13 protein-coding genes are annotated in these 13,576 nt (G+C 74.3%); 8 read left to right on the forward strand and 5 right to left on the reverse strand.

Features of this window, described 5'->3' with window-relative positions:
* Positions 1 to 5: 5 nt before the first annotated feature.
* Positions 6 to 689, forward strand: a complete 684-nt coding sequence (locus tag V2J85_RS04150; RefSeq protein ID WP_261953029.1) for a pyridoxamine 5'-phosphate oxidase family protein — start codon at positions 6 to 8, stop codon at positions 687 to 689.
* A 21-nt stretch (positions 690 to 710) separates the two neighbouring features.
* Complete coding sequence (locus V2J85_RS04155) at positions 711 to 1,511, forward strand: uracil-DNA glycosylase (RefSeq protein WP_330820649.1); 801 nt, start codon at positions 711 to 713, stop codon at positions 1,509 to 1,511.
* 90 nt (positions 1,512 to 1,601) lie between these two features.
* Here V2J85_RS04155 and V2J85_RS04160 read toward each other — a convergent pair whose 3' ends face one another.
* Both V2J85_RS04160 and V2J85_RS04165 read right to left on the reverse strand, forming a co-directional pair.
* Entirely contained in the window at positions 1,602 to 3,095 is a 1,494-nt protein-coding gene (locus tag V2J85_RS04160; RefSeq protein WP_261953028.1) for a DEAD/DEAH box helicase, read from the reverse strand.
* Positions 3,096 to 3,294: 199 nt separating this feature from the next.
* Entirely contained in the window at positions 3,295 to 3,900 is a 606-nt protein-coding gene (locus V2J85_RS04165) for a PadR family transcriptional regulator (RefSeq protein WP_261953027.1), read from the reverse strand.
* Between the two features lie 122 nt (positions 3,901 to 4,022).
* On the opposite strand from V2J85_RS04165, the gene V2J85_RS04170 reads away from it, so the two are divergent.
* Complete coding sequence (locus V2J85_RS04170) at positions 4,023 to 6,215, forward strand: FUSC family protein (RefSeq protein WP_330820650.1); 2,193 nt, start codon at positions 4,023 to 4,025, stop codon at positions 6,213 to 6,215.
* Positions 6,216 to 6,307: 92 nt separating this feature from the next.
* Here the strand turns inward: V2J85_RS04170 and V2J85_RS04175 are convergent, their stop codons facing one another.
* Positions 6,308 to 6,946: a UdgX family uracil-DNA binding protein gene (locus V2J85_RS04175; protein ID WP_330820651.1), complete on the reverse strand. Its 639-nt coding sequence runs from the start codon at positions 6,944 to 6,946 to the stop codon at positions 6,308 to 6,310.
* Positions 6,947 to 7,279: 333 nt separating this feature from the next.
* Here V2J85_RS04175 and V2J85_RS04180 point away from each other — a divergent pair, with 333 nt between their 5' ends.
* The 4 genes from V2J85_RS04180 to V2J85_RS04195 all read left to right on the forward strand — a co-directional run bounded on the left by V2J85_RS04180 (position 7,280) and on the right by V2J85_RS04195 (position 11,112).
* A complete protein-coding gene (locus V2J85_RS04180) occupies positions 7,280 to 9,844 on the forward strand; it encodes an ATP-dependent Clp protease ATP-binding subunit (protein WP_261953024.1) in 2,565 nt (854 codons plus the stop codon).
* Between the two features lie 62 nt (positions 9,845 to 9,906).
* Positions 9,907 to 10,404, forward strand: a complete 498-nt coding sequence (locus V2J85_RS04185; RefSeq protein WP_261953023.1) for a DUF6328 family protein — start codon at positions 9,907 to 9,909, stop codon at positions 10,402 to 10,404.
* Positions 10,405 to 10,489: 85 nt separating this feature from the next.
* Entirely contained in the window at positions 10,490 to 10,660 is a 171-nt protein-coding gene (locus V2J85_RS04190; protein ID WP_261953022.1) for a hydrophobic protein, read from the forward strand.
* Between the two features lie 47 nt (positions 10,661 to 10,707).
* Positions 10,708 to 11,112, forward strand: a complete 405-nt coding sequence (locus V2J85_RS04195) for a PRC-barrel domain containing protein (RefSeq protein ID WP_330820652.1) — start codon at positions 10,708 to 10,710, stop codon at positions 11,110 to 11,112.
* On the opposite strand, the gene V2J85_RS04200 is transcribed toward V2J85_RS04195, so the two are convergent.
* Positions 11,069 to 12,178, reverse strand: a complete 1,110-nt coding sequence (locus V2J85_RS04200; protein WP_261953020.1) for a hypothetical protein — start codon at positions 12,176 to 12,178, stop codon at positions 11,069 to 11,071. The two genes, V2J85_RS04195 and V2J85_RS04200, sit on opposite strands and share 44 nt — an antisense overlap.
* Before the next feature lie 299 nt (positions 12,179 to 12,477).
* On the opposite strand from V2J85_RS04200, the gene V2J85_RS04205 reads away from it, so the two are divergent.
* Positions 12,478 to 12,669: a DUF6381 family protein gene (locus tag V2J85_RS04205; RefSeq protein WP_261953019.1), complete on the forward strand. Its 192-nt coding sequence runs from the start codon at positions 12,478 to 12,480 to the stop codon at positions 12,667 to 12,669.
* An 80-nt stretch (positions 12,670 to 12,749) separates the two neighbouring features.
* Here V2J85_RS04205 and V2J85_RS04210 read toward each other — a convergent pair whose 3' ends face one another.
* Positions 12,750 to 13,556, reverse strand: a complete 807-nt coding sequence (locus V2J85_RS04210; RefSeq protein ID WP_330820653.1) for a caspase family protein — start codon at positions 13,554 to 13,556, stop codon at positions 12,750 to 12,752.
* Between the last annotated feature and the right edge of the window lie 20 nt (positions 13,557 to 13,576).

Consider the following 13,576-nt stretch of genomic DNA (forward strand, 5'->3'; position numbering starts at 1 on the left):
CCCCCATGACAGCCCGGCCCGGCCGCAGCCTGTCGCAGACCGACCGCACCCGCCACCGCCGGCTGCGCGAGCAGGGCCCGACCGACCGCGCGGCGCTCGACGCCGTCCTGGCCGAGGGCTTCCTGTGCCATCTCGGCGTCATGGTGGACGGCACCCCGCTGGTCGTCCCCACGGTCTACGGCGCGGACGGCAGCACGCTCTACGTCCACGGCTCCGTCGCCAGCCGCAGCCTGATCGCCTCCCCCGGGACCGACGTCTGCGTCACCGTCACCCATGTCGACGGCCTGGTGCTGGCCCGTTCCGTCTTCGAGCACGGCGTCAACTACCGCAGCGCGATGGTGTTCGGCACCCCGCGCCCGGTCACCGACCCCGAGGAGAAGCTCGCCGGGCTGCGCTGCCTGACCGAGCAGGCCGCGCCGGGCCAGTGGGACTACGCCCGCCGCCCGAACCGCAAGGAGCTCGCCGCGACCACGCTGCTGGCGCTCTCCCTCGACGAGGCGTCGGTGAAGGTCCGTACCGGGCCGCCGGACGACGGCGACGGGCCCGACGCCGCGCTCGGCCTGTGGGCGGGGGTGCTGCCGCTGCACACCACCTGGGGCCCGCCGCAGGCCGACCCGCTGCTGCCCGCCGGCATCGCCCCGCCCGCCCACCTCACCGCACGGGCCGCGGGAGCGACGCGGCACGGGTGAGGAGTCCCTTAGCGTTGAGGGGTGGACGAGACGGGACCGGGCGGGCCGCCGCCGGACACCGACGAGGTGGACTTCCCCGCCCATCAGGCGGCGCGCTGCGGTGGACTCGCCGAACTGGACGGCGAGATCGCCCGCTGCCGGGCCTGCCCCCGGCTGGTGGCCTGGCGCGAGCAGGTCGCCGCGCACCCCCGTGCGGCGTTCCGGGACTGGGAGTACTGGGGGCGGCCCGTCCCCGGCTTCGGCCCGTCGGACGCCGCGCTGGCGGTCGTCGGCCTGGCGCCGGCCGCGCACGGCGGCAACCGCACCGGCCGGATGTTCACCGGGGACGCCTCGGGGGACTTCCTGTTCGCCGCGCTCCATGCGGTGGGCCTCGCCTCCCGGCCCACCGCCACACACCGGGACGACGGCCTGGAGCTGTACGGGGTGCGGGTCACCGCGCCGGTGCACTGCGCCCCGCCGGAGAACAAGCCGACCCCCACCGAGCGGGCGACCTGCCGGCCCTGGCTGGCCGCCGAACTGGAGCTGCTCTCCCCGGGGTTGCGGGCGGTCGTGGCGCTCGGGGCCTTCGGCTGGCAGGCGCTGCTGCCCGTCCTCGGCGAGGCGGGCTGGCCGGTCCCCCGCCCGCGCCCGGCGTTCGGCCACGGCGCCGAGCTGGCCCTGCCCGCCACCGGCCGGCGCCCCGCACTCCAGGTCCTGGGGAGCTACCACCCCAGCCAGCGCAACACCTTCACCGGCAAGCTCACCTTCGACATGCTCGTCGCACTGCTCACCCGCGCCGCCGAACTGGCCGGACTGCCCCGTACGGCGCCCCGGCGGCCATGACCCCCGCCCAACTGCGCGCGGACGCAGGGGAGATGGTGTCCCCTACGTCCGCGCCCTGCGGGGTGGCCCCGGGGTGATGCCGTGCCGCGGCTACTGCGCGACCGGGCGGCGGCCACCGCGGCCACGGCCCCGGCGCGGCGGGCGGCCCGCGCGGGACCGGGTGCGCGCGGCCGACGGCTTCGCGGCCGTGGGCTGCGCCGGAACCTCGATGGTGACCGCGACGCCGGACGGCTCGCGCGCGCCCGTGATGCGGACCAGTTCCTCGTCGCTGGACTTGAGGCGGGTGGTCGCCGGAGTGATCCCGGCGTCCCGCATCAGCCGGGTCATGTCGCGCTTCTGGTCCGGCAGCACCAGCGTGACCACCCGGCCGGACTCGCCGGCCCGGGCGGTGCGGCCGCCGCGGTGCAGATAGTCCTTGTGGTCGGCCGGCGGATCGACGTTGACGACCAGGTCGAGCGCGTCGACGTGGATGCCGCGGGCCGCGACGTTGGTCGCCACCAGCGCGGTGACCTGGCCGTTCTTGAACTGGTCCAGGGTGCGGTTGCGCTGCGGCTGGGTGCGGCCGCCGTGCAGCGCCGCCGCGTGCACCCCGTTCGACAGCAGCCGCTTGGCGAAGCGGTCCGCGGCGCGCTTGGTGTCCACGAAGAGGATCACCCGGCCGTCGCGGGCCGCGATCCGCAGCGCGACGGCCTTCTTGTCGGTCTCGTCCGCGAGGTGCAGCACATGGTGTTCCATCGTGGCGACGGCGCCGGCCGACGGGTCGACGGAGTGCACCACCGGGTCGGTCAGGAACTGCCGGACCAGCCGGTCCACGTTCCGGTCGAGGGTGGCCGAGAACAGCATCCGCTGCCCGCCCGGCTCGACCTGCGCGAGGAGCGCCGTGACCTGCGGCAGGAAGCCCATGTCGGCCATCTGGTCGGCCTCGTCGAGGACGGTCAGGCGCACCTGTCCGAGCGCGCAGTCGCCGCGCTCGATGAGGTCCTTCAGACGCCCGGGAGTGGCGACCAGCACCTCGGCGCCGCGGCGCAGCGCGGCGGCCTGCTTGGTGATCGACATGCCGCCCACCACGGTGGCGATGCGCAGCTGTACGGCGGTGGCGTACGGCTGCAGCGCGTCGGTGACCTGCTGGGCGAGTTCGCGGGTGGGCACCAGGACCAGGGCGAGCGGTGCGCGCGGGGTGGCCCGCAGCCCGGCGGTGCGGGCCAGCAGCGCCAGCCCGAAGGCGAGCGTCTTGCCGGAGCCGGTGCGGCCGCGGCCGAGGACGTCGCGTCCGGCGAGCGAGTTGGGCAGGGTCGCGGCCTGGATGGGGAACGGCTCGGTCACGCCCTGTGCGGTGAGCGTCTTCTGCAGGGCCGCCGGCAGGTCGAGCTCCGCGAAGGACGCGACGGCGGGCAGTGCGGGGACCACCGGCTCCGGCACGGTGAATTCCTGCGGCGGGGCGGCCTTGCGGGCCGGGGCCTTCCGGCCCGCCGCCTTCCCCGCGGACGTGCCGGCGGCCTGGCCGGGGGAGTTCCTGCGCCGGGGGTTTCCGGATCCGGCGGGCCGGGGTGTACCGGTGCGCTGCGGGCGTGCGGAGCGAGCCAATGGGGTTCCTTTCCAGGGCCTGGGACAGTACGGGGCCGGGGCCCGACGAGCCCCCATCCGGAAAGGCGTGAACCGGCCGGAAAACAGCAAGTGCGCCTGCGGACCATTCCCGTCAGGCGCACATCATGATCATGGGTACCGAACTGCAACCCTGGCACCCTAGCACGCCGGCCGCTCGGGGCCGTTCGCCGATCCGCGCCTACGGGCGGCCGCGGTCCCGTTCCGCCAGGTCGGCCAGCATGGCGTCGGCGAGGTCGCGCTCGGCGGCGTAGAACCGCTCGGACCACTTCAGCACCAGCGCCGGGCCGGACCGGGCCGCCTCGTCGCGGGCGGCCGCCGCGTCGGCCTCGGCGCGCTGCCGCATCGTCTCGGCGAACTCCCGGTGCCGGCCCAGGACTTCCCGCATCCGGTCGTCCTCCAGCAGATGGCCGAGCCACAGCCGGAGCATCACCCCGTGCTTGAGGACCGGGGGTTCCACCGGCGCCTCGCGGGCCCACCGGCGGACCGCCGCCATCCCCTCGTCGGTGATCACGTAGACCCGCTTGTCGCGGTGGCCGGTCTCCTGGGCGACCGTCCGCGAACTGACGTAACCGGCCTTCTCCAGGCGCTTGAGCTCGCCGTAGATCTGGCTGAAGGACGGACTCCAGTAGAAGAAGCGCAGCGACCGGTCCGACCACTTCTTCAGGTCGTAGCCGGACAGCTCCTCGCCGAAGGAGAGCAGTCCGAGCACCGCCCAGCCGGTGGCCGGCAGGTCCGGCCGCGCCACGTCGCCGGCGTCCGCCCCGTCCGGCTTCTTGTCCGTCACGTTCCGCAGTCTACGGTCCGGCGCCGCCACGGCCGGGTCCGGAAGGCGCCAACTCCCTTGCTCCCAAGCCCCCGGCCGCGGCGCGCGGTGCGGACCGCGGCCGGTCGGCCAATAGTGGAGAGGTGAGCATCCAGGGCCTGCGCGGGCACCGCTCGGTGGTCGGCAACGCGGTCCGTGTGACCACCGCGTCCTGCGTCGGCTTCTACCTCGGCCGCTACGGGCTCGGCCTGACCGTGATGGCGGTGTACGCGGCCTTCACCGCGGTGTCGCTGGGCGCGCTCGCCCGCATCCCCGGGTCCGGGCGGCAGCGCGCCGCGACCGTGCTCACCGCGGTCCCGGCCGGTCTGCTGCTGCTCACCCTGGGCACGCTGCTGGCCGTACGGACCTGGGCCGCGGTCCTCGGCATGCTCGTCGTCGGCTTCGTGATCGCGTACGCGGCGACCACCGGGCCGCGGATCGCCGGCGCGGCCCCCGGGATGCAGCTGCTCTACATCCTGCCGTGCTTCCCGCCGTACGCTCCCGAGATGCTGGGCCAGCGGCTGGCCGGTTTCCTGCTGGGCGCGGCCCTGCTCGCGGCCGCCCAGCGGTTCCTGCTGCCCGAACCGGACACCCCGCCGTTCCGCCGACTGCTGGCCGGGGCCGCCGACGCGGCCGCGGACCTCGCGGAGCTGCACGGCGCGCCGGCTCCCGGGCCGCTGCTCGCCCGGGCCCGGGCCGCCGCCGACGCGCTGCGGCCGGCCCGCGTCCCGCCGGCCGACGTGCCGGCCTCCCCCACCGTCGCCCACAAGGCCATGGGCCACGCCGCCGAGGCGGCCCGCACCCTGCTGGCCCGGCTCGACGCCCTGCACACCGCCGAGGACGCGCACCGCGCCTACCGGCCCGAGACGGTCGCCCTGCTGACCGGCATCGGCGAGGCCGCCCGCGGATCCGCGCGGGCGCTCCGCGACGGCCGCCGACTGCGGCCCGGGCAGGGGCCGCAGACCGCGGAACTGGAGCGCGAGCTGGGGCCCGTACGCACCCACCAGGCGCTGGACACGCTGGAGCGGCTGGACGCCGACGAGCGGCTGGTCTATCTGCGCCGCCGGTCGCTGGTGGTGCAGGCCGCCGACGCCACCGTCGTGCTGGTGCTGGCCACCCGGCTGCTGTTCGGCGACCGCAGCGTCGACCGGGACACCGCCGGGCACGCCTTCGGCTACGCCCGGGCGCGCGCCCCCCAGCTGTGGTGGCTCCGGCTGACCAGCCACCTCACCCCGCGCTCGGTGATCTTCCAGAACGCCTGCCGGTTCGCGCTCGGGCTGGCCGCGGCCCGGGCGGTCGCCGGGGTGCTCGACCTCCAGCACGGCTTCTGGGTGCTGCTGGCGACCCTGACGCTCACCCGGACGACGAGCCTGGAGACCCGCTCCGCGATCCGGCAGGCGCTGCTGGGCACGCTGGCCGGCGCCGTGCTGGCCGGCGGGCTGCTGGCCCTGGTGGACGACCGGGCGGCGGTGTACGCGGTCCTGCTGCCGGCGGTGATGCTGCTGGCGTTCACCCTGGGGCCGCTGCGCGGGCTCGCCTGGGCGCAGGGCGGCTTCACCCTGGTCGTCGCCACGCTGTTCGCGCAGGTCTCCCGGGTCACCTGGCACCTCGCACCGGTCCGGCTGACCGACGTGCTGGCGGGCAGCGCCATCGGGCTGGTCTGTGGTCTGGTGGCCTGGCCGCGGGGCGCGGGGAGAGAGGTGCGGCGCAGCATGGCGGCGCTGTGCGCGGCGGTCGCGGAGTCCGTCGGGCGCACCGCCGCCCGCGTCGTGGACCGTACCGGGGCCGGCGCGACCGGCAGCGGCGCGGCGGCGGGCGGGCCGGGCACCGCGGCGCTCGACACCGAGGCGGAGCTCGGGGCGATCAACCGGGCGCTGGCGCTGGCGCGGGAGAGCCTGGCCCAGTACCAGAGCGAGCCGCGGGAGCGCACCGCCCGGCAGCCGGACTGGCCCGTGGTACTGGTCGCCGCGGCGGACGCCCGGCGCGGCGAACGGCTGCTGCCCGGTCGCCCGGGCCGGCTCACCCACCGGGAGACCGGGGACTGGCTGCGGCGGGCGGCGGACGACACCGCGGCCGGCTACCGGGCGCTCGCCCGGCGGCTGGGCGCCGACCACACCGCGCCGCCGGACCGCAGCCCGCCGCTGGACGTCCGCGGGCTGCTGGCGGTCGTCCAGCGGATCCCGCGGGACAGCCCGGACCGGGAGACCCGGGCACTGGCCGCGGCGCTGCTGCTGGACTCGGTCATCTGGCTGGACGCGCTCACCACCGATCTGACCCGCATCCAGGAGGAGGTCTGACGCCGGTCGGGCCGGGGCTACGACCGGACGCGCTGGGGGAAGTGGGTGTGGTTCCGGCTCCGTCGGCCGGCGGGGTCCGCCGCGGCCCCGGCCTACTCCAGCAATCCGGCCACCACGCGCAGGTCCGCGATCAGGCCGGCGTAGGCCTCGGCGCGGTCGTCGGAGCGCAGGACGGAGGAGGGGTGGACGGTGGCCACCATCAGCCCCCGCTCGCTCTCGATCGGTGCGCCGCGCTCCTTCGTCACCCGGAACGAGGAGCCGAGGAGGGTCTTGGCCGCCGTGGCGCCGAGCAGCACGATCACCTCCGGGTCGAGTCGGTCCAGTTCGGCGTGGAGCCAGGGCCGGCAGGCGGTCAGCTCCCGCAGGCTCGGGGCCTTGTGGATGCGGCGTTTGCCGCGGCCGGCGACGGTGAACTTGAAGTGCTTGACGGCGTTGGTGAAGTACGCCTGCCGCTCGTCGAGCCCCACGTCGTTCATGGCCTTGCGCAGCAGCCGTCCGGCCGGGCCGACGAACGGCTCGCCCTGCCGGTCCTCCTGGTCACCGGGCTGTTCCCCGACGAACACCGTCCGTGCCGAGGCGCTGCCCGCGCCGAAGACCGTCCGGGTGGCGTCGCGGAAGAGCGGGCAGCCCCGGCAGTCGGCCGCGGCCCGGCGCAGCGCCGTCAGGCCGCCGCGGGCGGGCAGGTAGGGGGTGGCGTCGTAGCCCTGCCCCGTCTCCGAACGCTCCGCCATCGGCGGCACCGCCTTCCCGTCGTGCGGCCGCCGCGCCGACCGCGGCCCACCGCAACGGGTTCCCGGACCGGCCCGCGGTTAACGGCCGGACGGCGGTTGTGCACCGGATGCGCGGTGGCCGGCGGGTGCCCGCCCGGGTGCGGATGGCCCTGCCGGACCCGATCCTGAAGCAGTGGAGTGGCGCGTGACGTGTGACCTCCCGCCGCTCGGGCACCCGCGGGAGCAGGAGCCCGAGGGCGACCGCAGCGGGCCCGGCCCCCGGAGCCGGGCCCAGGAACGAACCCGACCAAGGCAGCGTGTCGCGGTACGGCCGTGACAGCGGAACGGACACACATGAGCAATGGATTCATGGGTCCGGAGGGTTACGGCCCGGACCCGTTCGGTGAATTCCTCGCGCGCTTCTTCGGCAGCGCCGCGAAGTCGGCGGGCGGGGAGGCGGGGCAGCCGCTGCCCCGGCAGGCGGACATCGCGCGCCTGATGAGCGGGCCCGCCCGGGACCTGGTGACCTCCGCCGCCTCGTACGCCGCCGAGCACGGCAGCACCGAGCTCGGGACCGAGCACCTGCTGCGGGCGGCGCTGTCGACGGAACCGACCCGGAGCCTGCTGCGGCAGTCGGGGGCGGACCCGGACGCGCTGGCGGCCGAGATCGACCGGAGCGCCGGCAGCGGGCCGCGGCAGTCCAGCGTGGCGGTGACCCCGGCGGTGAAGCGGGCGCTGCTGGGCGCGCACGACCTGGCGCGGGACCACGGCGCGTCGTACATCGGCCCGGAGCACGTGCTGGACGCGCTGGCCGCCAATCCCGACTCGGCGGCCGGCCGGATCCTCAACCTCGCCCACTTCGACCCCAACGCCGCGCCCCAGAGCGGTCACGGCCCCTCCTCGCACCACTCCGGGGGCGAGCACGGCGCCGCGCCCAAGCACGACACCCCGACCCTCGACAAGTACAGCCGCGATCTGACCGACGTCGCCCGGGCCGGCCGGATCGATCCGGTGATCGGCCGCGAGGAGCAGATCGAGCAGACCATCGAGGTGCTCTGCCGCCGGGGGAAGAACAACCCGGTGCTGGTGGGCGACGCGGGCGTGGGGAAGACCGCGATCGTCGAGGGCCTGGCCCAGCGGCTGGCCGACGGCGACGTGCCGGACATCCTGGCGGGCCGCCGGGTGGTCGCCCTGGACCTGACCTCCGTGGTGGCCGGTACCCGCTACCGCGGTGACTTCGAGGAGCGGATGAACGGGATCATGGAGGAGGTCCGGGCCCACCCCGACTCGCTGATCATCTTCATCGACGAGCTGCACACGGTCGTCGGGGCCGGCGGCGGCAGCGGCGACGGCGGGTCGCTGGAGGCGAGCAACATGCTCAAGCCCGCCCTGGCCCGCGGGGAGATGCACGTCATCGGCGCCACGACGCTGGAGGAGTACCGGCGGCACATCGAGAAGGACGCCGCGCTGGCCCGCCGCTTCCAGCCGATCCTGGTGCCCGAGCCGACCATCGCGGACACCGTGGCGATCCTGCGCGGGCTGCAGGACCGCTACGAGGCGCACCACCAGGTGCGGTACACCCCCGAGGCGCTGCGCGCCGCCGTCGAGCTCTCCGACCGCTACATCGCCCACCGCTTCCTGCCCGACAAGGCCATCGACCTGCTCGACCAGGCCGGTGCGCGGGTGCGGCTGCGCTCGGGCACCAAGACCACCGACGTGCGGGCGCTGGAGCGTGAGGTGGAGCAGCTGGCGGTGGACAAGGACCAGGCGGTGGCGTCGGAGCAGTACGAGCGGGCGACCGAACTGCGGGACCGGATCGCGGAGCTGACCGCGCGGATCGAGGCCGCCCAGGGGTCGGTGCCGAGCGGGGACGGCCGGATCGTGTCGGTCACCGGCGAGGACATCGCCGAGATCGTGTCGCGGCAGACCGGTGTGCCGGTGAGCAGCCTGACCCAGGAGGAGAAGGAGCGGCTGCTGGGCCTGGAGGACCGGCTGCACACCCGGGTGATCGGGCAGGACGACGCCGTCACGGCGGTCTCCGAGGCGATCCTGCGGTCGCGGGCCGGGCTCTCCGACCCGAACCGCCCGATCGGCAGTTTCCTCTTCCTGGGACCCACCGGCGTGGGCAAGACGGAGCTGGCCCGGGCGCTGGCCGAGGCGCTGTTCGGCAGCGAGGAGCGCATGGTGCGGCTGGACATGAGCGAGTATCAGGAGCGGCACACGGTCAGCCGGCTGGTGGGTGCGCCGCCCGGATACGTCGGCCACGAGGACGCCGGCCAGCTGACCGAGGCGGTGCGGCTGCACCCGTACTCGCTGCTGCTGCTCGACGAGGTGGAGAAGGCCCACCCGGACGTCTTCAACATGCTGCTGCAGGTGCTCGACGACGGGCATCTGACGGACTCCCAGGGCCGCACCGTCGACTTCAAGAACACCGTCATCGTGATGACCAGCAACCTGGGCTCGGAGGCGCTCAGCGGCGGGCGCGGGGTGCTGGGCTTCGGCCCGGACGTCTCGGGGCCGGAGGCCGGTGACGGGGCCCGGGAGCGGGCGCTGGCCAGTCTGCGCGAGCACTTCCGCCCGGAGTTCCTCAACCGGCTCGACGAGATCATCGTCTTCCGCCGGCTCACCGACGAGCAGCTGCGGCAGATCACCGGCCTGCTGCTGGAGGGCACCCGGCGCCGGCTGCACGCCCAGGACATCTCCGTGGAGTTCCGCCCGGAGGCCGTGGACTGGCTCACCCACCGCGGCCACCAGCCCGAGTACGGGGCCCGGCCGCTGCGGCGCGTCATCCAGCGCGAGGTCGACAACGCGCTGTCGCGGCTGCTGCTGGACGGTGCGCTGTCCGCCGGCGACGAGGTGTGTGTGGAGGTGGCGGACAAGGAGCTGGCGTTCCGCGTCAACCAGCCCGAGAGGACATAGCGAACCGGGGCAGAAGCGGCGGACGAGCCTTCGGGAACGCGCGGACGGACAAGGGAGGACCGGTGGGAGCGCTGGGGCCGCGTCAGACGTCGTCGGGCCGCGACGAGTCTCCGGAGGAACGTGCCGACCGGCGGTGGATCGAGCTGCTCCAGGAGGTGCGGGTCATCCAGACCGGGGTGCAGATCCTCTTCGGCTTCCTGCTCACCGTCGTCTTCACCCCGCGGTTCCCGACGCTCAGCCACACCGACCAGGTCATCTACGTGGTGACGGTGCTGCTGGGCGCGGCCACCACGGGCGCGCTGATCGGCACGGTGACGTTCCACCGGCTGGTCACCGGTCACCGCCTGAAGCCGGAGACGGTGGTGTGGGCGTCGCGGCTGGCGCTGATCGGGACGGTGCTGCTGCTGGCGACGGTCGCCTCCGCGCTGCTGCTCATCCTGCGGATCGCGATGTACGACGCGTTCGTGCCCTGGATCGTGGTGGGGCTGCTCGCCTGGTTCGTGCTCTGCTGGTTCGCGCTGCCGGCGTGGGTCCTGCACCGGTACTCGTCGAAGGACTGAGCCGGGCCCCCGGGCGCCCGGCCGGGCCTTACAGGGGCATGATGGTCACAGCGGGGGGAACCCGCCGAGACGGAGGTCGAACGCCATGGTTGCGTTGCTTCTGGTCCTGCTCATCGCCCTGATCCTCTTCGGGGCGGGGTTCGCGCTGAAGGCGCTGTGGTTCGTCGCCCTGGTGGTGCTGGCGATCTGGCTGGTCGGGTTCTTCGCCCGCTCGTCCGGACCGGGTGGCGGGCGCGGCCGCTGGTACCGCTGGTAGCACCGGCCCGACCGGCCGCCACAGGGCAGGCATCGGGGAGGTTTTCCGTGACGCAGAACATCTGGAACTACCAGGACAGCGTGGGATACGTGTCCGGGACCGATCTCACCGGTTTCGCCGTCGAGGCGATCGACGGCACCGTCGGGACGGTCGACGAGCACTCCGACGAGGCCGGGACCGGCTATCTGGTCGTGGACACCGGAGTGTGGATCTTCGGCCGGGAGATCCTGCTGCCGGCCGGGCTCATCTCCTCGGTCGACCTGGACCGCAGCACGATCTACCTCGCGTGCACGAAGAAGGACATCGAGGACGCCCCGGAATTCGAGCGGGAGAAGCACATCGGGGACGACGACTACCACCAGCAGCTCGCCGGCCACTACGGCGCCCGTGGCCGGCTTCTGCGGCCGGTTACGCTCCGGCCGGTGCCGGACCCACCCGGCGGGGACGGCTGAGCAGCGCCGCCCCGGCCAGGCCCGCGCTGACGATCGCCAGGGCCACCGCCAGCAGTTCGGGCCACATCCCGGTCTCGCCGAGACCGCCGCCCAGGGGGGTCAGCACGCCCGCCCGGGACAGCGCGTGCAGCGCGATGATGACCATGGCCGCGGCGGCACTGACCGTCCAGACGAGGGCGGTGTCCCGCATCGCCAGCCAGCCGGCCAGCAGCAGGTAGACCACGGCGATGGCCATCGACAGCCCGGCGGCCGCCTGGGCGCCCTGCATGTGCGCGGAGTGCACCGGCAGGTGGCTCAGCCCGCACAGCGCCAGCGCGGCCGCGGCCGGCCAGCGCAGCACGGACCGCAGCACACCGGGGAACGCGTAGCCCGGCTGCCGGGGCTCGTCGTGCCCGGCGTGCTGCTGGGCCCACGCCGGCTGCCCGCCCTGCTGCTGGTTGGTGGCGGGGCGGGACCAGGGGGTGCGCTGCGGCGGCTGCTGGTGCGCCGCGGTGTCGTGCCGGCCGCCGGCTCCGACCGGGTGGCCGACGGGGCCCAGCGGACGGACGTCCGGGTCGAGGAACGGCATGGCCGCGGTGGGCTCGGGCTCCCCCGGACCGCCGCCGGGACCACCGGTACCACCGGGGCCCCCGTGGCCGGGGTCCGGCGGGAAGTGCGGGGGCATGTCGTACGGGTCGGCGCCGCCCGCCTTCGTCCGGTCGAACAGCTCGATGAGCTGCGCTACCTCCTCGACGGACCGGCCGACGGCCGCCGCGCGCAGCGCGTCGTGGCCGGCCTCCGCGGTGTCCGGGTCGGCCCGGAGCAGATCGAAGAGCTCCGCGACCTCGCTCACCGGACGGGAAACGACCGCCAGCCGGAGGGCTTCGTCGCCGGGGTTGGGAACGTCGCCGCTCCGGCGGAGCAGTTCCACGAGGGCGGCGACTTCCTCCAAGGGCCGATGGGTGACTGCCTCCCACAGAATCGTGCGGGCCGAGTTCTTCTCAGGGGTGAGGGGCGGAATGTGCTCGCCGTGTTCTGTCGATGACAGTTCGGCGTCGCCCCCATAAATAGCTGGTTCGGATGTCATGGAGGACTCCACTGAACGATGGGAGCGTCAAACACCAGGAGCGCTGACACTCGGCGGACGTTGAGCTGCTGTGCTTCAGCCAACGTCCCTCTTCGGCGCGGTCGCCATTCAGGAAGGCCATCCGGTGGAGACACGCCGGGAAGCCCGGGCGTGCCGCATCCGCGGGCGGGGCCACGAAGGGGCGTCGTGGCGGCCGGCCTTTCCTTCCGCCGGGGCGGCGGGATTTTCGAGGTGCCGTGCGCCGCCGGGCCTGATTCGCTGGTATCGGGCAGCTTCCCTACACAGTGCGAGGACAGACCATGGACGCAAGCGGAGAATCCCGTGCACGCATTCAGCAGATGCGGGACAAGGCGAGGGAATTGCAGGAGACCGCGGAGCGCACCAGTGATCCGGAGGAGCAGAAGCGACTCCAGGAGAAGGCCCGCCGGCTGCAGTCGCAGAGCGAGCAGGAAAGCATGATGCGGGGCGGTGACATCTACCCCGCGGAGTGAGCGGGACGACAACGACAGGACGGGACGCGGCCGGCGGGCCGCGTCCCGTCCGCGTTCCCCGGCAGGGCCGCCGGGTGCCGTCACACGGTGAACGGCTGCTGGTCCAGGAATGCCGGCCCGGGATTTCCGGTCGTGTAGAGGTGGGGGCTCTGGGTGGGGGGCATACCGCGCTGGATGTCGCGGTGGAAGGTGCGGTAGCCGCCGCGGAAGGTTCCGCCGTTCCACACGTCCAGAAGGGTCCCGGTGAATTTCCCGTTGGTGTCGCCGTCGGAGGCCAGCTGATTGTCCTGACAGGCGGCGAGAAGCAGGGCGTCGGCGGACGGTTCCCGGCTCTTGCGGGCGCCGAGTTCCTGCTGGATTTCCTGGAAGAATTCCCGGTCGCGCCGGTAGATCTCGTACTGCCGGTCGGGCGGCATCAGCCGGGCGGCGGCATTGCCGTCGCCCTGGTCCGGCATTTCGACGGCGGTGCCGCTGTGGCAGCAGTCGAGGACGACGAGGAGGCGGACGCCGCGGGCGAACCGGCCGAATTCCCGGTGCAGCTCGTCGTCGAGGAATTCCCGGTCGTACAGCACCAGCGTCTCGTCGAGCCGGTCCGCCTCGTCGTCGCCGCCGGTGGTGTTGGGGACCTGGCCGCCGTGCCCGGAGTAGGTGAACAGCAGGATGTCGCCGGCCTTGAGGGTCTTGGCGGCCGTCCGCAGTGCGGCGGTGACCTGCTCGACGGTGCCGTCGGGGGTGAGCAGGGTCGTCGGGGCGAAGCCGGCGCCGCGGGCCAGCGCGGCCATGTCGTGGGCGTCGTTCTCGCAGGCGACGAGCCGGCCGTCCCAGCCGCCGTACCGGGCGGGATCGACCTGGTTGAGTCCGACGTGGAGGGAGAGGCCGGTGGGCATCGCGGGCTCCTTGGCAGCGG

The sequence above is a fragment of the Streptomyces bugieae genome (assembly GCF_036352915.1).
GTDB classification, from domain to species: domain Bacteria; phylum Actinomycetota; class Actinomycetes; order Streptomycetales; family Streptomycetaceae; genus Streptomyces; species Streptomyces endophytica.